General features: G+C 70.1%; 28 protein-coding genes. 6 read left to right on the plus strand and 22 right to left on the minus strand.

Features of this window, described 5'->3' with window-relative positions; translation table 11 throughout:
- Positions 1-9 precede the first annotated feature (9 nt).
- The gene (gene fxlM / locus ACIHFD_RS49585; RefSeq protein WP_397372834.1) at positions 10-2103 is read left to right on the plus strand and encodes a methyltransferase, FxLD system; all 2094 of its coding nucleotides are present in this window, start codon (positions 10-12) and stop codon (positions 2101-2103) included.
- Positions 2104-2108: 5 nt separating this feature from the next.
- Positions 2109-3206: a hypothetical protein gene (locus ACIHFD_RS49590; protein ID WP_397372835.1), complete on the plus strand. Its 1098-nt coding sequence runs from the start codon at positions 2109-2111 to the stop codon at positions 3204-3206.
- A gap of 63 nt (positions 3207-3269) precedes the next feature.
- Here the strand turns inward: ACIHFD_RS49590 and ACIHFD_RS49595 are convergent, their stop codons facing one another.
- From ACIHFD_RS49595 to ACIHFD_RS49645, 11 genes are all read right to left on the minus strand, one after another.
- Entirely contained in the window at positions 3270-4295 is a 1026-nt protein-coding gene (locus ACIHFD_RS49595) for a hypothetical protein (protein ID WP_397372836.1), read from the minus strand.
- On the minus strand, positions 4295-5461 hold the full coding sequence (locus tag ACIHFD_RS49600) for a hypothetical protein (RefSeq protein ID WP_397372837.1): 1167 nt from the start codon (positions 5459-5461) through the stop codon (positions 4295-4297). The genes ACIHFD_RS49595 and ACIHFD_RS49600 overlap by 1 nt, the downstream gene beginning before the upstream one ends.
- A gap of 8 nt (positions 5462-5469) precedes the next feature.
- Complete coding sequence (locus ACIHFD_RS49605) at positions 5470-5865, minus strand: hypothetical protein (protein ID WP_397372838.1); 396 nt, start codon at positions 5863-5865, stop codon at positions 5470-5472.
- On the minus strand, positions 5862-6215 hold the full coding sequence (locus ACIHFD_RS49610) for a hypothetical protein (protein WP_397372839.1): 354 nt from the start codon (positions 6213-6215) through the stop codon (positions 5862-5864). The genes ACIHFD_RS49605 and ACIHFD_RS49610 overlap by 4 nt, the downstream gene beginning before the upstream one ends.
- Before the next feature lie 117 nt (positions 6216-6332).
- Positions 6333-6470: a hypothetical protein gene (locus ACIHFD_RS49615; RefSeq protein ID WP_397372840.1), complete on the minus strand. Its 138-nt coding sequence runs from the start codon at positions 6468-6470 to the stop codon at positions 6333-6335.
- 116 nt (positions 6471-6586) lie between these two features.
- Entirely contained in the window at positions 6587-7291 is a 705-nt protein-coding gene (locus tag ACIHFD_RS49620) for a hypothetical protein (RefSeq protein WP_397372841.1), read from the minus strand.
- A complete protein-coding gene (locus ACIHFD_RS49625) occupies positions 7288-8235 on the minus strand; it encodes a hypothetical protein (protein ID WP_397372842.1) in 948 nt (315 codons plus the stop codon). The genes ACIHFD_RS49620 and ACIHFD_RS49625 overlap by 4 nt, the downstream gene beginning before the upstream one ends.
- Positions 8232-8495: a hypothetical protein gene (locus ACIHFD_RS49630; protein WP_397372843.1), complete on the minus strand. Its 264-nt coding sequence runs from the start codon at positions 8493-8495 to the stop codon at positions 8232-8234. The genes ACIHFD_RS49625 and ACIHFD_RS49630 overlap by 4 nt, the downstream gene beginning before the upstream one ends.
- Positions 8492-8950 (minus strand): hypothetical protein, encoded by a 459-nt coding sequence (locus tag ACIHFD_RS49635; RefSeq protein WP_397372844.1) that lies wholly within the window; start codon positions 8948-8950, stop codon positions 8492-8494. Before ACIHFD_RS49635 ends, ACIHFD_RS49630 begins: the two co-directional genes overlap by 4 nt.
- The gene (locus tag ACIHFD_RS49640; RefSeq protein ID WP_397372845.1) at positions 8947-9237 is read right to left on the minus strand and encodes a hypothetical protein; all 291 of its coding nucleotides are present in this window, start codon (positions 9235-9237) and stop codon (positions 8947-8949) included. The genes ACIHFD_RS49635 and ACIHFD_RS49640 overlap by 4 nt, the downstream gene beginning before the upstream one ends.
- Before the next feature lie 433 nt (positions 9238-9670).
- Positions 9671-9793 carry a hypothetical protein gene (locus ACIHFD_RS49645; RefSeq protein ID WP_397372846.1) on the minus strand — a complete coding sequence of 41 codons (123 nt, stop codon included), beginning with the start codon at positions 9791-9793 and terminating at the stop codon, positions 9671-9673.
- Between the two features lie 412 nt (positions 9794-10205).
- Between ACIHFD_RS49645 and ACIHFD_RS49650 the strand changes: the two genes are divergently transcribed.
- From ACIHFD_RS49650 to ACIHFD_RS49665, 4 genes are all read left to right on the plus strand, one after another.
- Positions 10206-10808, plus strand: coding sequence for a hypothetical protein (locus tag ACIHFD_RS49650; protein WP_397372847.1), 603 nt, complete (start codon positions 10206-10208; stop codon positions 10806-10808).
- Between the two features lie 279 nt (positions 10809-11087).
- Positions 11088-11588: a hypothetical protein gene (locus ACIHFD_RS49655; protein ID WP_397372848.1), complete on the plus strand. Its 501-nt coding sequence runs from the start codon at positions 11088-11090 to the stop codon at positions 11586-11588.
- Entirely contained in the window at positions 11588-11869 is a 282-nt protein-coding gene (locus tag ACIHFD_RS49660; RefSeq protein WP_397372849.1) for a hypothetical protein, read from the plus strand. The genes ACIHFD_RS49655 and ACIHFD_RS49660 overlap by 1 nt, the downstream gene beginning before the upstream one ends.
- A gap of 42 nt (positions 11870-11911) precedes the next feature.
- The gene (locus ACIHFD_RS49665) at positions 11912-12214 is read left to right on the plus strand and encodes a hypothetical protein (RefSeq protein ID WP_397372850.1); all 303 of its coding nucleotides are present in this window, start codon (positions 11912-11914) and stop codon (positions 12212-12214) included.
- A 115-nt stretch (positions 12215-12329) separates the two neighbouring features.
- On the opposite strand, the gene ACIHFD_RS49670 is transcribed toward ACIHFD_RS49665, so the two are convergent.
- The 11 genes from ACIHFD_RS49670 to ACIHFD_RS49720 form a co-directional block, all read right to left on the minus strand.
- Entirely contained in the window at positions 12330-12974 is a 645-nt protein-coding gene (locus ACIHFD_RS49670) for a helix-turn-helix domain-containing protein (protein WP_397372851.1), read from the minus strand.
- Between the two features lie 51 nt (positions 12975-13025).
- Entirely contained in the window at positions 13026-13466 is a 441-nt protein-coding gene (locus ACIHFD_RS49675; protein WP_397372852.1) for a hypothetical protein, read from the minus strand.
- 86 nt (positions 13467-13552) lie between these two features.
- The gene (locus ACIHFD_RS49680; protein WP_397372853.1) at positions 13553-14224 is read right to left on the minus strand and encodes a hypothetical protein; all 672 of its coding nucleotides are present in this window, start codon (positions 14222-14224) and stop codon (positions 13553-13555) included.
- 32 nt (positions 14225-14256) lie between these two features.
- A complete protein-coding gene (locus tag ACIHFD_RS49685; protein ID WP_397372854.1) occupies positions 14257-14547 on the minus strand; it encodes a hypothetical protein in 291 nt (96 codons plus the stop codon).
- 77 nt (positions 14548-14624) lie between these two features.
- Positions 14625-14909: a hypothetical protein gene (locus tag ACIHFD_RS49690; protein ID WP_397372855.1), complete on the minus strand. Its 285-nt coding sequence runs from the start codon at positions 14907-14909 to the stop codon at positions 14625-14627.
- Between the two features lie 188 nt (positions 14910-15097).
- A complete protein-coding gene (locus ACIHFD_RS49695; RefSeq protein WP_397372856.1) occupies positions 15098-16195 on the minus strand; it encodes an integrase in 1098 nt (365 codons plus the stop codon).
- Positions 16192-16428, minus strand: coding sequence for a hypothetical protein (locus tag ACIHFD_RS49700; protein ID WP_397372857.1), 237 nt, complete (start codon positions 16426-16428; stop codon positions 16192-16194). Before ACIHFD_RS49700 ends, ACIHFD_RS49695 begins: the two co-directional genes overlap by 4 nt.
- The gene (locus ACIHFD_RS49705; RefSeq protein ID WP_397372858.1) at positions 16425-16691 is read right to left on the minus strand and encodes a hypothetical protein; all 267 of its coding nucleotides are present in this window, start codon (positions 16689-16691) and stop codon (positions 16425-16427) included. Before ACIHFD_RS49705 ends, ACIHFD_RS49700 begins: the two co-directional genes overlap by 4 nt.
- A 32-nt stretch (positions 16692-16723) precedes the next feature.
- Entirely contained in the window at positions 16724-17107 is a 384-nt protein-coding gene (locus ACIHFD_RS49710; RefSeq protein ID WP_397372859.1) for a DUF6205 family protein, read from the minus strand.
- 9 nt (positions 17108-17116) lie between these two features.
- Positions 17117-17536: a hypothetical protein gene (locus tag ACIHFD_RS49715; protein WP_397372860.1), complete on the minus strand. Its 420-nt coding sequence runs from the start codon at positions 17534-17536 to the stop codon at positions 17117-17119.
- Between the two features lie 293 nt (positions 17537-17829).
- Positions 17830-18084, minus strand: coding sequence for a hypothetical protein (locus ACIHFD_RS49720; RefSeq protein ID WP_397372861.1), 255 nt, complete (start codon positions 18082-18084; stop codon positions 17830-17832).
- Positions 18085-18330: the final 246 nt, after the last annotated feature.

Consider the following 18330-nt stretch of genomic DNA (forward strand, 5'->3'; position numbering starts at 1 on the left):
CATCGACCGATGCCGACCCCCACCTGGCGCCAGTACAACATCAAATTTCCCGATCGCCAGACCGCCGAGCAGGTAGCCGCCCGCGCCCTGCTGCCCGTACTCACCGCGCTTCAGGACGAAGGGAGCGCCCAGGGCTGGTGGTATGTCCGAAAGGAGCGGTGGAAGCTGCGCGTGCGAGCCGCCAGTGCCCCAGCCGCCGTGAACGAACTACTCGACACGCTGGCCGGACAAGGGCAGATCGAGGGTTGGGCGCACGGCCGCTACGAGCCGGAACTCCACGCGTTCGGCGGCTGGGCGGGGATGGAAGCCGCCCACACCCTGTTCCACCACGACAGCCGCTACCTGCTCACCCGCGCGGCGGAGCCCGACCCGCCGCGGCTGGGCATGCGCGAAACCAGCGTCGTGCTCTGCGGTGCGTTGCTGCGAGCAGCCTCGCTCGACTGGTACGAGCAAGGCGACGTGTGGGCCAAAGTCGCCGCGCTCCGCCCCGCCAGGTCGGAGATCATCCCAGCCGAGCGGGCCGCCGAACTAGCGGCGGCGATGGAGCGGCTCATGACCGCCGACACCCGGCGCCTGTGCGACCCGGCCCGCGGCGGAGCTCTCGCCGGCTACGGCGAGTGGATCGCCGCGTTCGAGCGGACTGGGCAAGCTCTGGCCGAACTGGCAGCCGAAGGGAAACTGACGCGCGGGCTGCGGTCGGTGCTCGCCCACCACATCATCTTCCACGCCAACCGCGCCGGCCTGCCGATCGAGGACCAGGCTGTGCTGGCCGCGCTGGCGGTGGACACCGTGTTCCACCGAGGCGACGACTTCGTGTCATCGCCTCCCACCACCCATCCGATAACTAAGGTGAATCCAGTGACTACTATCAGCGATGACCGGTCGGCTGCCTCCGCCGACCACCTCCGCGACGAGCTGACCCGCCGGCTCCTCGACCACAAGGTGATCCGCACCGCCGCCGTCGAAGCCGCCTTCCGCCGCACCCCGCGTCACCTGTTCCTGCCCGGCGTCCCCCTCGACCAGGCGTACGCCGACACCCCCGTATACATCAAGCAGGACAACGCCGGCGTCAACATCTCCGCCGCCTCCCAGCCGTGGACCGTCGCCACGATGCTCGAGCAGCTTGCCCCCCAACCCGGCGACCGCATCATGGAGGCCGGCGCGGGCACCGGCTACAACGCTGCTCTCATGGCCGCCATCGTCGGCGAGCGCGGCTACGTCACCACCATCGACGTGGACATCGACCTCGTCACCGGCGCCCGTGAGCACCTCGCCGCCGCAGGCATCAGCAACGTCGAGGTCGTCCTCGGCGACGGCGCGCTCGGCCACCCCGACTGCGCCCCCTACGAGCGCATCATCGCCACCGTGGGCGCCTACGAGATCCCGGACGCATGGAGGGACCAGCTCGCCCCCGGCGGCCGACTGGTCGCACCGGTGCGGCTGCGCGGCACCAGTTCCCGCAGCATCGTCTTCGAGCGCAACGACCACGGCTGGCACAGCCTCGACAGCAAGCAGACCGTGTTCATGCCGCTGCGCGGGATCGGCGACGATGCCCGCCGCTACATCCACCTCACCCCCGAGCAGGACGTCACCCTGCAAGCCCACAGGGACCAGGCCGTCGAACCGGCCGGGCTGGACGGCGTGCTGACCAGCGAACGGCGCGAGGACTGGACCGGCGTCCTCTTCCCCGCTGACGTGTCGCTGGAGTGGCTGGACCTGTGGCTGTGCCTGCGCCTGGACAACGCCCTCATGCGGATGAACACCTCGCCCGAAGCGAAGGAGCGTGGCGTGGTCACGCCCATGTTCCCGTGGGGGTCCATGGCGACCGTCAACGATCGTGACCTCGTCTATCTCACCATCCGGCCCGCGCAACCCGAGGAAGGCGGTCGCAAGCTGTATGAGCTCGGCGTCGTCGGCCACGGCCCGTCTCCCGCCAAGCTCATGGACCAGGTGGCGGAGGAGATCTGCCGGTGGGATAGCGAATACCGGGACGTGACCGCCCGATTCGAGATCCCCGACGACCCCGCCTCCGGCGACAACCCAGGGGCCGGCCGGTTCGTCCTCGACCGCGACCACCACCAGATCATCGTCATCTGGGAATAGCCGGCATGGACCCCACCGGGCCAATCGCTCGCCGCTTCCCCCTCGTCGCGCGCCCCCGCCCAGGGTGCCCGCCGCTCGACGACCGCATCGGCGCGCTGCGCGCCCTGGCTGACCAGGCCGCACGAACGGGGGACCAGACATCCGCGTCCGCCGTCTGGAACCAAGCCGCGCTGTTGGCCTCCGACGTGGGGTTACCGGACCTGGCCAGGCACATGTGCCATCGCCACGCCGCCACGTACCTGCGCGCCCGCCCTCTGGGCGCGCAGGCCGCGCGCCGCGCTCTCGAACCCGTCGTCAACCTGGCACGGCTGGCGATCCGAGACGGCGAGCACGATGCCGGCCATCAGCTCCTGACCGACCTGTTCGACGCCATCGCATCACAGCAGGACACGGTCATCGACGGCCTGGCTATCCCGGCAACGAACCTGACCGCGACCGCCGACGACCGAAGAAGCGTGGCGGAGTGGCTGTGGAGCGTGCTCCTCGCGGACGGCACACGCGCGCTGACCAGCGCAGGCCGGTGGAAGGACGCGCACGAGCACCTGCGCCGCCAGCGCGGCATCGGCCAACGCCTACTGGATGGCCGACAGGTGGCCATCCTCGCGCGCTGCGTCGCAGGCGACACGGACGTGGCCATGACACTGCTTGAGCAGAGCGACGCATCGGAGCCGTGGGAGAAAGCCGTCGCGGCCTGCCTGACCGTGCTCTGCCTCCAGCAGGCCGGAAGCCCGGTCGGCGCCGCCGTCCAGACAATGCGGGACCGGCATCTGGAACTCACTCCGGTGCCGGGGCTGCTGGTCTTCCGCGTGCGGCTCGGCCTGACCGTTCTCGACCTGGAAGACGCCGACCAGCCCGAACGCTCGCACGTAGCCGCCAGCCTGGCACGGGAGGTGATCCAGGCGGCAGACGGCTACGTCGCCCGAGACATCCTCGCCCACGAGCCTTGTCTCAGCCTGATCAGTGAGCAGGAGGCGGCCGCGCTGACCTCCATCGTGCACCTGTCGGGCCTCGGGCTCGGCACCCTGCCCACCCCCCTCAGGACCGACTTATGCGAAGCGACGCGCACAAGCGCGGAAACCATCGGCCAGACCCTCGAGAGGTAGCAACCCGAGAACTGCCCGAAGTCGGAGGACGGGCACCACGGCGCCGCCCTACCGCGGGAGCCGTCACATCGGCGTGGTCTGGAGGTAAGAGCCCGCCTTGACCGTGAACGTGTCCCCCTGCTGCGCCAACACGATGTCATCCACATAGACGGTGTTCCCGGCCGCGGCGCCGTTGTTCGCGGTCTCCAGGCCGACCTGAGCGTAGATCTGGGTGGTCCGGGCCGGCGCGATCCCGGTTACCGCCCGCCGTGTCCACACGCCCGCCGGAAGAGCGCTGTATGCCGCCTGGATGCCAAGGGATTCACCGTTGTCGTCCATGAAGTCGATCTCCAGGCCAGCCCAGGGCAGACCGGTCGGCGAGTACATCCACGCCTCGCAACTCCACGTCGTGGCCGGAGACGCGCCCTCATACACGTACAGGACTGCGCGTTCGTCGCCGACCGCGACGATCTTCCCGGACAGGGAGCCGGAGTGCACGTAGTCGGTGTTCGACTCGTCCACGTCGGCGCCGCTCATGGACCAGTTGTCGGAGGTGCCGTCGAAGTCGTGCCAAGCGCGAGGCGTTTCAACCTGCCCGAGGAGGGTGACCTGGCCCGGCTCGGGCATCAGGACCAGGAGCTCGGCCACCACGTATTGCCTTTCGGTCGCGTCGTCTCCTCCTCGTACCCCGTTGATCAGGTTGCCCCAGGCCTCGCTGAACCACAAGCCGCCGTAGACGCTCCCTGCAACGGTCTCCGCCTGGTCCACCTTGAGGATGCGGCCGGATGCCGGCCCGTCGAAGCCGTAGCTGGTGAACGCCCACCTGCCCAGCGAGGTCGTCATGGTGAAGACGCCGGAGACACGATGCACGCCGGACGGCAGATCGAGCTGAAGCCCCGACACCGCGGCCCAGTCGGGCCGGGCGGCGTGCAACGTGACGTCTTGAGCCAATGACACCCGGTGCGCGGACGGGACGACCGACGTAACGCCAGCGGCGGAACGCGTCTGGAGCCGCCCGTCCAGCCCGGCGGCGACGGCCACGTACCCAGCCGGGGGAGTGGCAGGCGAGGCGGGGAGCTGCGGTATGTGGAGGGGGTTGAGGTGGCGCATCAGGACTTCACCGTGATCCGTAGCGTGTTGGCGGCCACGGGAACGGCCGCGCGTACTGCGACGGTGTTGGCGTCGATGGTCTTGGCGTCGAGGCGGACGAACTCCCCGGTGGCCAGGTCCCGGAACGTGGGCTCGGCGATGTCCACGGTGTTCAGGCTGTGGGTGATGTTGGCCCACGTCCCCGCGGTAAGCGCGGGCAAGTCCGCCGAGTAGGTGCCGCCGACTCCGAGCGCGGCTCGTGCTGCCGCCGCGGTGGTGGCGCCCGTACCTCCCTTCGTGATGGGGACCAGGCCGACCGCGAGCGAGTCGGGGTTGACGACGATCGACCCGTCCGCGGCCACCACATCCAGCAGGGCGCCGTTCTGGACGAGGCCCGCGCCAGCGCCGCCGCCTCCACCATCGCCGGCGAACTGCGCCCAGGCGATCGCCGTGCTGCCGACCGTGATGGGCGCGTTCGTCGAGATCGCCCACCCGGTCTCAGCGAGCGTGGCGCCCTCACTGACGAAGACGAACGTGTTCGGCGCCATGGCGTCGCCGGTGCGCGACCAAGCGCTGGCGGCCGCGGTGTAGAGCCCGTTCTGCGTGGCGTCCGTCTGCGCCTTGACGAGCACCCGGTCACCCGCCTGCAGCGCCACCCCGTCCACCGTCAGCAGCCCGGTCAATGCGATGTTGACCAGCGTGCCGGCGCGCACGGCGGGCTTCACGCTGATGCCGGCGGCCGCGGCCTGCACGTCGGCGAGGCGGGCGCCATCGTTGGGGTTGACGGGCGCTCCGACGTTGGTCCATCGTTGGCCGCCCGCGTTCAGAGCAGCGGTAGGGGCGGCGAACTCGTCGAGGCGGAACGCCTTCACCGTCGTGGCCAGGTCACTGATCGTGGCGGCGGATTGGGTGCCGGTGTGGTTGGACCTGGCGAGTGGGTTCGTGGCCAGCTTGGACAAGCTGATGTTCGCGCCTGCGGCGATCTTCGCGTCAGTGACGGCGGCGTCGGCGACGTCGTCGAACGCCATCCACGCGCCGCCGGCGGTGCGCCACTTCGCGCGGCCGGTGCCGGTGTCGCCCCACAGCTCGAACGTCACCGCGGCGGCGGGCTCGGTCCCGGACGACGGCAGGACGAATCCGGTCGGCGGGATCTTGTTGAAGTGGTGCTGGTTGAACCAGTTCGGCACGGTGCCCCCTAGGTGAGTCGGAGCGTGCCGGACATCGGCACCGCCCACGTGACGCGCACGACGTTGTCGGCCGGGTAGGACGGATCGCCCTCCACCCGCTGCCCGTCGCTCGTGAAACAGGTGACGTGAGGTTGGCGGGCGAGCGTGTGTTCCGTCTCCCACACCAGCGCCGGCACGGCGAACACGACCTCGGTCTGGTAGGCGCCGCCCTCGGGACCGGCCGGGCCCTGCTCACCGCGCGGGCCGGGCGTGCCGGGCGAGCCTTGGATGCCAGGCACGGCCAGGGCGACGCTCACCGCGGTGGTGACCTCCGCCACCTCGACCGCGACGCCGCCCGACTCCTCGACAGTGACTATGACGCCGTCGCCGGCGAGCTCCGACACCTCCACGCCCGGCTCGCTCATCGCGTAACCTCCGGCGACACCCTGACGGCGCCTTTCAGCAGCCGGAGCGGCGCGCCGCCGGCGTCGACGACTTCCAGGTCCCACACCCCGGTCCGCCACGCCCACGCGGCCGACGCCTCGCCGGGGATGCGCAGGGCGATGACTCCGCCGGCCGGGTTGGTGATGGCGAGATTGGGCGCCAGGTCGTGCAGGAGCGGCGCGTTCCGTGAATGGTTGGGCCGGATCTGCGCCCTCACGTGGCAGCCGGTCAGGTCGAGCGGCACCCGCTCGGGGGTCTGGTCGGTCAACGTCAGCACCCGGTCGTAGTCGGTGCCCGCCTCGATGAGCAGGTCGTAGAGTCCCGCGGCCATGGCGGGCAAGATAGCCGCGGCCGCGCCTTACGTCCCTGCTCGCGGCCTGATGGAACAGGGGAGGGCCCGAACCCCCCTCTGCCGGGGTTCGGGCCCTCTAGATCGAATTGTGCCGGTCTACCAGCCGCCGAGATGCCGCATACCGCCCATGTGCCGCATGCCGCCCGTGGAGTGGCGGACGCCGCCGCCCACGCTGGGCGCCCAGCCGCCCGAGTCGCTCGCGGCCCAGCCGCCGGTGTCACCGTGTCTCGTCATGGTGGCGAGCCTCCCAGCCTGCGCGGGCCGGCGGCAACCCCCCGCGAGCCCACCCACCCGGTGATCACTGACGGTAGGTGCAGCCCCCGCGATTCCCGGCACCCCGCTACGGAACGTCACCGGCCGGGGATGGACGCGGAGAGAACCTGCAGGCGTGCCGACCACCAGCCGCCGGGGTTGCTATCCGCCTTGACCGCCTGGCCCGTGAGCACCACGGGCACGTCGGCGCTGCCCGGCGGCGGGGGCAGCGTGACGACCCATTCCTCCCGCCTGCTGACGGGGCGGGGGTACGACCACGTGTCGTCGGCTGGCATCGCTGTGGTCGCTTCCAGCTCGACGTATACGGACGGGTCTGACATGAACAGGGGCCGCGACAGGTCATCGTGCTCGGGCTCATGGCGGACCACCGTGGCGCGTACCTCGTGGACCGTGCTGCCGGGCCACGCGCGGTGCAGCTTGGCCGCCCCGTCGTAGACGACGCGGGCGCCGTCACCCCGCAGATACCCCTCATGCCCGGACAAGGGCCCGGCAGCCTGGAGGCCTTGAGCGGCGGCCTCGGCCCGGGCCTCGTCCCGCGCGGTCAAGGCGCCGCGCATCAGGTTGCCCAGGTCTCGTACGCCGCGGGCGCCGGTCGGGTAGTCGATGCCGTGGGCGTGGAGCGCGTCGTTGACGGCCTCCAGCTCGTCGCGGAGCTGCTGCAGCTCGTTCTCGACAGCGGCCGGCGTCTGCATGCGAGCCACCAGGAGCACGAACGCGGGCCGGTGCTCGTGGGCGATGCCGAGCAACGTCGCGGCTTGGTCGGCGGTGATCTGGTGGGTCACGGGGTCACCTCGTACACTTCGGCCGCTGCGCGGTCGGCGTTGATCTCTACGCGGCCTGTCGCCCTGGCGGTGAGCACTGACACCTGGCCGGAGATGCGCGACGGGTCGAGGCCGTGGACGACGGGCAGAGAGATATAGCTCGGGTCGGTGATCGGCTCGCGACGTTCCCAGCGGCCCGCACGGTCGGGATGGAGCAGCCCGGGCGGCAGACTCGGGGCCGGCCGCAACACGAGGAACGGCGTCGCGCCGGGGATCGCCTGCAGGGTGAACCCGTACACCATGCCCCAGCCGTCCTCGTCGTGGGCGGCCTGGGCCGGGTACTCGAACGGCCCGGCGAGGTCCTCGGCGCCGAGCACCGCCAGGAAGTGCGGCCTGCCCAGGCTTGCGGCGAGCCGCTTCTTCGCGGTCGCGACGGTCCTGTCCCGCAGCCCGTACCGGAGCTCGAGCGCGGACATGTAGGCGTAGCCGTGCACGTGGACGGCGGTGCCGGCGGGCAGCAGGTGCGCGCGGATCGCCTCCAGTCCTCTGGCGCGGTCCGGGCTGTCGGTGGGGGTGTACTCGCCGAGCACCGGGGTCGGGTCCTCGATCATGAGGCGCACCCCGTACACGGTCGCCCAGTGGCCAGGCATCGGAGGGGGAAGCGTGGGGGGCAGCGCCCCGCAGCCGATGATGCCGTCGCGTTCCGATTGTTCGCGGAGCTGCTCGTAGTAGGCGCGCAGGTCGTTCGCCTGCTCGGCGGTGATGACCTGCTCGACGGCCTCGCCGGTCGTCCCGCTCCACAGCAGGAGGGCGGCCGAGCGGCGTTCGCGTACCTCCTGCAGGACGGGGTGCTCGTGCAGCGGCCCCATGATGCGGCGCGTCGCCTCGGCCACGAACTCGTCGACGGGCATCACCTCCACCATGCCGTCGAGCAGGTTGCGGAGCTGGTCCTGGCGGGAGGTCATGCGCGCCTCCGGCGTTCACGGCGGCGCCGACGACGGGCCCGCAAATGGTAGCCGTGCTTTCCTGACCGAGTGGGCCACCGCGAGCAGTCATCCCGCCGCCAACCGGGGCACTCCTCCTCCAGGCTGCGCTCTGGGTGACAGTGCACGCACCACGTGTCCTTGCAGGTCAGACACCAAGGGCCGTTGTGGAACTCCCAGTCGTTGGCGACGGCGAACAGGTCGACCTCGCCGTCCTCGTCGAGCTTGAACTGGTGCTTCATGCCGACCACCTCTCGTCCCACCCCGGAACACCCTTGTGCCACTCGGCCATGACGCGCAGCGTCTTGCAGGGCCAGCCGTCCCCGCCGCATTCACGGCACTGCTGTGCCGTCACCGGTGCCGCGCCTGCGTTGCCGGCGAGCACCACCACCTCGACCCGGGCGTGCAGGTCGAACAGATCCTTGTGCAGGGGAGCATACGGCTCACGCACCCCGAGGTCCCAGGCGAGCGACCCGCCAAACCAGCGGGCGAACCTCTCGGCGAGGTCGGCCTGGGCGGGGTCGAGCGGGGGCGTCTCGTAGATCACGCCCCAGCGGCCGCAGTTCCGGCAATCCCCGCTGGCCGGCCAGTCCGGTGCCGGCGTGGGGTTCGTCCCGTCGGGTTCGATCGGCAGTTCGCCCGGCCGAGTCATGACGGGGCAGAATTCCCCAGGGCCATGCTGCACGAATCCGCTCACAGGCCGCCCCCGACGACGCGGATGTCCTCGGAGACGGGCTGGGCGGTCTCGGCGGTGTGGTCGTGCGCTCGGTGGCGGGCGGCGTTCCGGGCCACCGCGCCAGCGATGCGGCGGCTCGACTCGGCGGCCGCGGCCGAGAGCATGGCGAGGTTCTCGGACGCGGCCGCGCCAGCGGCGGAGACGGACGCGGCGAGGGCGTGCCGTCGGGCCCGCCGGCAGTACAAGACGGACAGGGCCAGCGCCAGCGCGCTGAACGCGAACACCAGCCAGGGAAGGAACGGGGGCATATGGGGGCCTCTCCAGTAGGGGAGAGGGAAGGTAGACGATCCCGCCGCTTACGTCTTGGCGTATCTCTCGATAAGAACCAAGCCGGGAACGACGGCGGAAAGCACTACTACGACAACCAGAAGCACTGTGGAAGAGAAGAAGTCGGAGTCCGAGTCACCGTTAAGAAGTGCGATGGGAAGCCAACAGTTAGGAGATGGTTTCCCAAGAGGTTTTCCTGCGATGTAAGCACAACTACGATCCGGCGAGTACAGTGCTAAGTACATGCAGATTTCAGTCCATGGGAATCTCGCGAAGACTCCCTGGTCAGACATGTAGAAGGGGCCCCGTACCGCCGCCGGTTAGCGACACGATACGAGGCCCGGGACTGGTCCTCCCTTCACGAGGTGGGGGCCATCAGGCCGGGGGCTGGGTCAGGAGCTGGTACCTCCTGGGTCAGCCGCCGAGCCTGAAGAAGATCGTCACCGCGAGGTTGAACGCCGTCATGGCGAGCTCCTGCGGTTCGGGCCATCTCCGGCTCCGCCACCACTGCTTGAACCTGTTGTCCTTCTTATTCACGGCCGATTTGCGCCTTTCCTCGGTGCGGCCGGCCCCTGATGGCCGGTCGACTCTGCAGTGGCCGGCCGACCTGCCGGGGTAAAGAAGCTATCTACAACCATAAACAACACTCACGGGCCGTGCGCGCAGAACTTCATATGCCGCCTAACCCCGGTTTGACCTGCTGGAACGAAATGCCTGTACGTTCTGTGGTGCATAGGTCATGGTGAGGGACTTTTGATCTAGGAGCGGGCAGACACCCAGCACCCCAATGTGATGTGCGTCACGCTACGAAAAAAATCGTGGGGATCCTCCGGGCGGCCAGATCCGTCCACCGGCGGGGCAGCCGGCGATTCAAGCCACCTGGCTTGATTTCTAGCCAGATGGCTTAATCTCAAGCCACTTGGCTAGCTCATCTGGCACGCTGTCACCTATGGCAGGCACGGCGCCCATCTACCTGCGCATCACCACCGGGCTGCGCGACCGGCTCGTCGCCCACACCGCGGCGGAAGTCGCGCGCCGCGAGGAGCTGCTGCAGGACCCGCGCTGGGAGATCACCCGGGACATGCCCGCCCGCAAGCGGGCCGCGATCAGGGGCGCCGCCCGGGCGTACGTCGCCGGCCTCCGCGAGCGCGGCGAGCTGCTCGACACCCAGGACGTGTTCATGACGCACGCCGTACAGGCGGAGCTGCGCCAGCGCGGCTGGGACCACGACTGGCCGCCCATCCCGGACAACGCGCCGCGGTCGGGCCGGTGGCCCGGATCGCTTGATCGAGGATGGGCAGAGAAGCTCACCCTGTCGTTGCCCACCGCGCTGGCCGAACGGGCGCGAGCGGCGTGCTTCCACACCAGCGCCGACGCGATCGACAAGCTCCGGGCCTGGCGCGACCGGCACCCCGAGGTGGTGACCGAGGCGACCGCGCCGACCGCGTACCAGGAGTACATGGAGCTGGCGCGGCAGGTGACCACGACGGGCGACCTGTGGCGGGCCGCGCTCGACAACGCCCTGCCCGCCCTCCCCGCCGGCGACGAATAGATCGCCGCCGGCCGGGCGGTGCGCGCTGCGGGTGCACTACACCCTTAGGCCCACCAGGGCCCATCTCCCGCGAGACTGCCCGCGAGGTGACGAGCCGCGCGCCCGACCGCCACTGCCACCACGCTACTCCCTCGCCGACAGCCCGGCCATTCATCCGGCGCGCTATTACAAGCCACCTGGCTTGAAATCCCCTGGTCAGAGCCACTTTTCGGAGTTGCGGACGGCGGCGCGACGGCGTACGGTCGGGGCCTGACCGATCCCCGCGACGGAGAGATCACGATGCCCGAAAGCACCCCACCCGCCTCACCTGGTGTCGGCGCGCGGCGCGCCGCCGACATCCTCAACGCGGCGTTCCCCGACCTCACCGTCGGCCGGAACACCGTGATCGAACTCGCGCGCCAGGGCCTCATCGCCGAGGCCGGCACGTACAAGGGCCACCAGCTCTACGACGAGGCAGCCATCGCCGGGTTCACCGACCGGGCCGCGCTCGAACGCGCCTTCCACAACGGCGGGCTCCGCACGAGTGACGAGGCGGCCGCGTACCTGCGGGTCCGCCGCAGCGACTTCGACCACCTCGTGCACGCCCAGTGGTTGGAGCCCTCCGGCTGGGCGTACGGCCCATACCAGCGGCGCCGTGACTCGCCGTGCGTCGCGCTCTACCGGACCGGCGACCTCGACGTGCTGCTCGGCCACCCCGGCATCGACTGGGACCAGGTCCGCGCCACACCCGCGGGCCGACCGTCCGCGCTCGCCACGCTCACCAGGAAGGCAGCCCGCTGATGGTCCAGTTCCGTGCGATGGACGACAACGCCGACGATGTGGCCGACGTACTCGCCGTTGCGCTCCCGTGGCTCCAGGCGTGCCCCGACCTCGTCCTCAGTGGCACCCGCGAGCTCGGACACCGCGGCGGCGGCGGCCGCGTCGTGTGGGAGGTCCTCCTCGCCCCGGCCGCCCGGCAACGCGCCCAGGCAGAGCGAGTCAAGGCCGACCGCGTCGATGAGCCCGCCCCACAACCGCGCCGGCGAGCGATCGAACCGCCACGGCGCCGGCACCTCACCTGATCCGGCCTCGATGCAGCACCTCACTACGACATGATGGGCCGCATGCCGAAGAATCCTCCGCCCGAACACTGCCCGGCGGTCCGCATTCTCACCGAGAGAGGTAAAGCCGACCTGTACGTGGACGGCATCCTCACCGGTCACCGGATTTCCGAGGAAGCCAAGAATCTCGCCTGGGAGATCCTGAGACAGGTGATCCCCGAGGGCACTGAGGTGTCCATCGGCATCAACGGTTTCGCGGCCTTTGGCATAACCCTGCAGCAAGCGGAGGCGCTGGCCCCGCGGCTGACGCAGGTCTGGCGTGCCGACTCTGGTCTGGGACCGGCGCCTGCCCTCCTCACGCCATGACCCGACGCGCCGTACGACGATCGCTGCGGCCTTCGGCCGGAAGGAAAGACGACTCGCTCGAGGGTTGCCTCGCGCGTGCGCGCGTAGATGCCTCGCAAAAGGCGCCCCATGGGGCCTATGGCCGGTGGTCGAGGTGGAGGAGTCCCGGGGGTAGCGGGGGCGGAGTGATGCCGCGGGCTCGCATGTTGTCGCGCTGGTCGGCGATGCGTTCGGCGGCGTGTTCGGCTTCGCGGGTGTGGAGGTGGGCGGCTTCGCTCCAGGCTTTCGCGTGGGGTCCGTCTCCGGCGCGCTCGTGGGATGCCGCGGCTGCGCGGGTGCGTGATGTCCACTGGTCGAGGAGTCGCTGGTGCTCGCGTAACAGGCGTAACTCCGCGCGGGCGGCGGCGCCGGCGTCTTGCGGGTCGGTGGGGAGTGGTGCGCTGCCGTCGATCCACGCCGCCGCGGTGTGCGGGTCGGTCTCTACCCCGGGGACGATCTCGACCGCGCTGTCGGTGCGGCCGACGGGGGCGAGCAGGAGGAGCGGGGGCGTGTCGAGGGCATGGGCGAGCACGAGCAGCTCGGGCACGGTGAGGAGGTTGCCGTGCCCGGACTCCAGCTTGGCCAGCTTGGGCCGGGTTATGGGAACGCCCATCTCGGCGCAGCGGTTGGCCACGGTCTGCACGCTGAGGTTCTGGCGCTCGCGGTGGTGCCGGACATTCGCGGCGATCTGGCGCGTGCAGGTGACCGACCATTCGTTCGAGCTGGAGTGCTTTCCTGGCACGGCTGGCGGGTCCTTCCGGGCGTTGAGGGGACGGGCCGGAAGGACCCAACGCTAGACGATCTTGATGTGGGGCACAACAGGTTCTGACCGGCGCTCGTCCCCGGCCGGCGTTGGGATGGTGTCGCCGGCGGGCGGGCGGACCCGTAGCTGCAGCGTGAGTTCGTAGCCGCTCCGGTGGCCGAACCCGGTGGGCTTGGTGACGTGGGCGATGATGTAGTCCGGCTGGACAGCGTGCTGGAAGCCGCGCTCCTCGACGATGCTGATCGTGTGCTCGGCCAGCTCGACCAGGCCACGCCGGGCCGCGGCCGCGCCCTGTTCCTCGTCGCTACGGCGTGCCCATGTTCGGCTGGTGACCTCGACACCGCCATAGCCGAACCGGGACTCCCAGGTCCCGAACCGGGACTCCCAGGTCACGTTGGTTAGGTCCGCGTTCTCGAGCGCGCGTACGAGGTCCGGGATGCCTGGGGGCGACCAGGAGAGGTCGGTGCTCATGAGGTGGATTCTCCTCCCTCGGCGCGGCCGGCGGCGACCGCGCAGGTAAGCCCCGGCCAGCGTGGTGCTGGCCGGGGCGCGGCGGGTCAGACGGGCTCTTGCCACGGGCGGCGGGTGATGGTGCAGGAGTCGAGGAGCGCTGCGGCGGCCTGAGCGGCGGTCGGATACGGGTCGGCGCTACCGGATGCGGCCTTGAGAATCCAGGCAAGCCGGGTGGCGCTGGCCTGCTGCGTCGTGTTGCGCTCGACGACGTTCCAGCCTGCGCGGATGCGGGTGATGGCCTCACTCGGATTCCAGATCAGGGAGCCGAAGGGGACCTTGAGCCACGCTTCCAGCTCGGCCACCGACGGCGAAGCGGGGCGGGTGACGTCGAACCGTTCGGCGAGAGTCTCCCAAGTTGGGGTGCCGGTGAGGTCCCAAGACGGGTCAAAGGGCCGGCGGCGCGCGGCGATCCAGGTGCGTTGGCGTTCGGCCCATTCGGCGGCCATTGCGTCCAGGACGCGGGTTTTGGGCAGCCAGTCGTCGTGCCCGGGCGCCAACCGGTCGCCGCCGCCGGGGTTCGACCGCCACGACGCGCGTAGCTCGCCATCGCAGCCTGCCTCGGTGGAGGCCTCGAACACGGTCTCGAAGCTGGTGGAGTCGTACTCGGCGCCCTCCCCGCTGTCGTTGTCCCCGGGGTCGTCGATCACGATGTAGAAGCCGAGGCGCCAGCGCTCGTCGTAGCTCTGCCAGAGGACGTTCTCCCGGTAGAAGCTCATTCCGGGCTCCGCCTTTCTTCCTGTTCGGGGGGTCAGATTCGGGCGGCGGGCACGGAGACCGGGTCGGGCATGTAGGGCAGGCCCGCCGCGATCAGGACGTTCTGGGCGCCCTTGAAGGCGGCGTAGAACGTCGGTGTGTCGGCGTCCATGGTCACCGAGCGTAGGAAGTCCGCGAGGGCGGCGGGGTCGTTGCGCAGGTGGCCGCGCATGCGGACCGTCGGGCTGGCGAGCTGGGCCACGACGACGTCGCCGGGGGTGTTGTCGATGTGGGCGAGCGCGTGGTTGATCACGGCGAGTCGGAGGTGGCGTACCAGGATGTTCACGGCGGGCCTTTCAGGGTCACAGGGTCTGGGCGTAGCGATGGGCCGCCGTACCCGGGTGAGGTACGGCGGCCGGGCGGTTACAGCATTTCGGCCGCGTCGTACGCGGCCTGCAGGGCCGCGTCACGGTCGGTGAAGCCGATCAGCTCGGCAGCATCCTGCTTGCGGGAGTCCGCGGCGACCGGCACCCAGTCGCCCTCCGTGGTCAGGTACTTGCGGTCGCAAGCGACGCGCCAGGCGGTGATCTTCCCGTTCGAGGTCTCACGGTCGCCCGGCATGACGTTGATCACGCGGGACGAGTCGCTGGCGAGCGGGAAGTTGAACAGGATTCCGAACTTGGCCGGGTCGAACGTCAGCGTGCTCATGGGGGCTCCGATCAGCTAGCGACCCCTTAGGGCCGCGTTTTGTTCTTATAGCTCTGATATTACAGCTTATTTATTCCGAAGGGAAGTTGCCTGTCTGGATTGATCACAACGAGGCAGGTTGACGCAACTAGCTGCGGAAACGCAGACGGCCCCGGCGTCTTCCGGGGCCGCAGCGGGGGTCGGATCGTCTACAGGCCGACGCCCCGCATGGGGTTTTCCGACCAGCGGTCAACCTGGCGGATGTAGCCGGCCACGATGGGCGACCCGTCGGCCCAGCGGCCGTGCGCGGTGATGGCCGACATGGGGGCGCCGTTCTTGGCGGCCGAGGTGGCGCCGCCGGCGCGTAGCCCGTGGGCGGAGTAGTCGCCGGCGTTCGGAAGCTTGGCGGCCACGGCGGCGAGCTTGACCCTGTAGTTGATGCCGTGGCCGGTCAGGCGTTCGCCGGTGCCGCGGGCGGCGCGGCCGCCGTCCGGGTAGACGATGCCGCCGATCCGGTCGTGCTTGTCGATAGGGCGCAGGAGCGCGCCGGTGGTGGTGCCGTGTTTGGCGAGGAGGTCGAGCCAGGCGCGGACGGTGCGGACAGGGCAGGTCTCGCGGTGGGTTCCGTACGGGATGGGGATGATCTCGCCGTGCGCGTCCTGGTCGGTCTTGGACATGGCGATGTAGACGTCGAGCCCGTCCTCGGTGAAGACGAGGTCCCCGATGTCGAGCGCTGACAGTTCGGAGCGCCGGCCCATGAGGGCGAACCCGATCACCAGGAGGGCGCGGTCGCGGATGCCCTTCGGGGTGTCAGTCGGCAGCGCGGCGATCATCTGGCGGAGAACCGGCAGGGTGATCGGCGGCGACTTCTTCTTCCGGTGACCGGCCTTGGTTCGCTGCTTGCGGTAGGCGCGTAGCGCGAGCCGGGCGGCCTTGGTGTTGGGCTTGGTCAGGCGGGCGTGGTCGTGCATGGCGAGGATGCACGCCAGCGCCTGGTCGATCGAGCCGGGCGCCCGCGGGTTCCCCTTGGCCGTGGGTGTGGCGGCGAGGTGGGCGACGTAGTTGGCGAGGGTGGCCTCGCTCGCGGGGAGCGGGGTGCGGCCGGTGGCCTCGCACCACTGCCGGTATTCGCCGGCGATGCGCCGGTACGACCTGGTGGTGGCGTCGGCCAGGCCACGCGAGACGAGCTCGGCCGCCTCGTCGGTGAGGGTCTCGTCGCGCTCGGCCTGGGCCGCGGCGAGCAGCTCGGCGGCCTCCGGCGTAAGCCCGGCCACCACGGCGGCGTCGACGGGCACCAGCTCGGTCACAGCTGCATCACCTCGAATGCGTCAGGTTCGAGCCGGACGTGGGAGAGCGCGACGCCGCCCGCCACGTCGTCCACCATGACGACGGGTGTGTGCCCGCCGAGCACCCACGCCGGCGAGCGGGTGCGGGTGACCATGCTTTCGGGCTCGCCCATGATGGGCCAGTATCTGACGGGCGTGCCCACGGGCCGCCGGGCGTTCCAGTCGGCGACGGTCTGGTCGGGTGTGCTGGTCATTGCGCCACCAGGTCCGGCTCTTGGCCGCTCGGCTCGGCCCTGGACTCGACAAGGTCCACGTGGTGCACGGCCAGGCCGACCGCGATCGTGCGGCGCAGCTCGGCGATGGCCTTGCGCTCTGTGTCGGCCTCCACGGTGGCGGCTACGGCGATCACGTGCTTGTTGGGTTTGTGCAGTACCTTCGCCGAGTACAGCGCCGGGAAGATGGCCCGGAGGTTGTCGGCGTGAGTGTCGATTTCGGCCGGGAGGAAGTCGAGCAGCAAGCGGACGCGCCATCGGGGTGTGGAAGTCGCTGTCACTGGAAGCCTTTCTGACTGGCGGGCATCGGTGGCCACCAAGGGTCCACCCTCACGGCCTTACCGTCCACAATGCGGAGCTGCCACAGGTCGTGGGGTTCATTGCCGCGGCACCACAGGACGCCGGCGAACGTGCGGCCGTCGCCGTGGCGGTCGATGATGCGCTGGATCTCCTTCAGCAGCCCGTGCGCGATCAGTTGGCGGTGCGGGTCAACGGAGAGGATGGCCACGGCCACCTTGTCGCGCTCCTCGATCTCGAACTCGATGCAACGCGCCAGGACCTCGTCCGGGTCGTACGGCAGGAACTCGCTGTCGGCGATGTCGCCCCAGGGGATGGGCGGCTCGATGTCGAGACGGCCGGCGATGTACGTGCGGTAGGACACGGCTACTGGTCACCTTTCGCGATCTTGGAGTCGATGGGCCGGAAAGAATCCGGCGTTGTCGTCGACGAGCTGGCGGTGGCGGCGCTGCGCGGCCGCGCCGTCGCGGAGGCCGAGGCGGCGGGCGATCTCGGCCCAGGCGACGCCGCGGCGGCGGGCCATGTCGATGAGGCAGCGTTCATCGTCTTCGAGGTCTGCGCGGAGGCGGGCGTAGACGGTGAGGGCGTCGGTGATGTCGTCGGCGGTGGCGGGGGCCTCGTGTCGGATGGCGATGTCGCGCCACGCCTCGACGCGGTCACCGCTGGCGATGGCGGAGACGGCGCATGCCGCGTCGTTCGGCATGCGCGGGTGGCGGTCGCGGAGGGCGTCGAGGGATGCGTCGGCGGCGGCTCGGCTGGGCGGGGTTGGGGTGAGGGTGGACCGGGGCGGCATACGGGGCGACCTTCCGGTAGGCGTTAGGGCGGCGGTCGGATCATGTCTCATGGCGCTGGCTCTAACTTACGATAAGGAAGGTTAACGTAAGTTAGCTGCCGTCGGCGCTCGTTCAGCGCGTGCTACGGTTCGGGTCATACCTCAGAGCGAGGAGCGACCGGGTTGATCGCCGGTCGTCGCCCGACGGCGGACCATCCCCCTCTTGGCAGCGAGTCTGCAGGCTCACCGCCGAGCGAGGGAATCCGAGACCGCGAACCAGCCAGGAGAGATGGGCTCTCCCGGCTCACATTCCTCTACGTCGGGTCTTGTTCCGTCTGCTGTCCCTCCGCCGACTCGCGATGGTGGACAATCCAATCGATCTTGGGCTGCGCGAGGTCCGGCCGGTCGGCCTCGAGCGCGGCTTGCGCGTACCCGAAGGCGTAGCCCGCCATGATCGCCGCCTCTTCGCGGTCGCTGTGGAGAGCCCACAGATCTCGCAGCCGCCGGAAGTCGGCGTCAAGTTCGGCGGAGCCGGGCGAGAGAGTGGCGGGATCTTCGTTGTTCGGCATGCCGGCCATTGTCCCGGACGGCCTCCCCGTCCGGCAGCCGTTCGCCTCCGCGGCCCCGCTCCCACCCCGCGGACCGCCAGGCGCCGACTTTTCAGCGGTCCGGCCGCGAAATTTGGCCAACTGTGTCGGCCGCTCGCCGACGATCGCCGCTCCCCCGGGGGGCGGCGATGCAAACGGGGGGTGCGACGCTCTCCGGCGCTCTCAGCGCCGTCTGGGCCCTCCCGGGCGCCGGGCCGACTCTAGCTT

The sequence above is a fragment of the Nonomuraea sp. NPDC051941 genome (assembly GCF_044593615.1).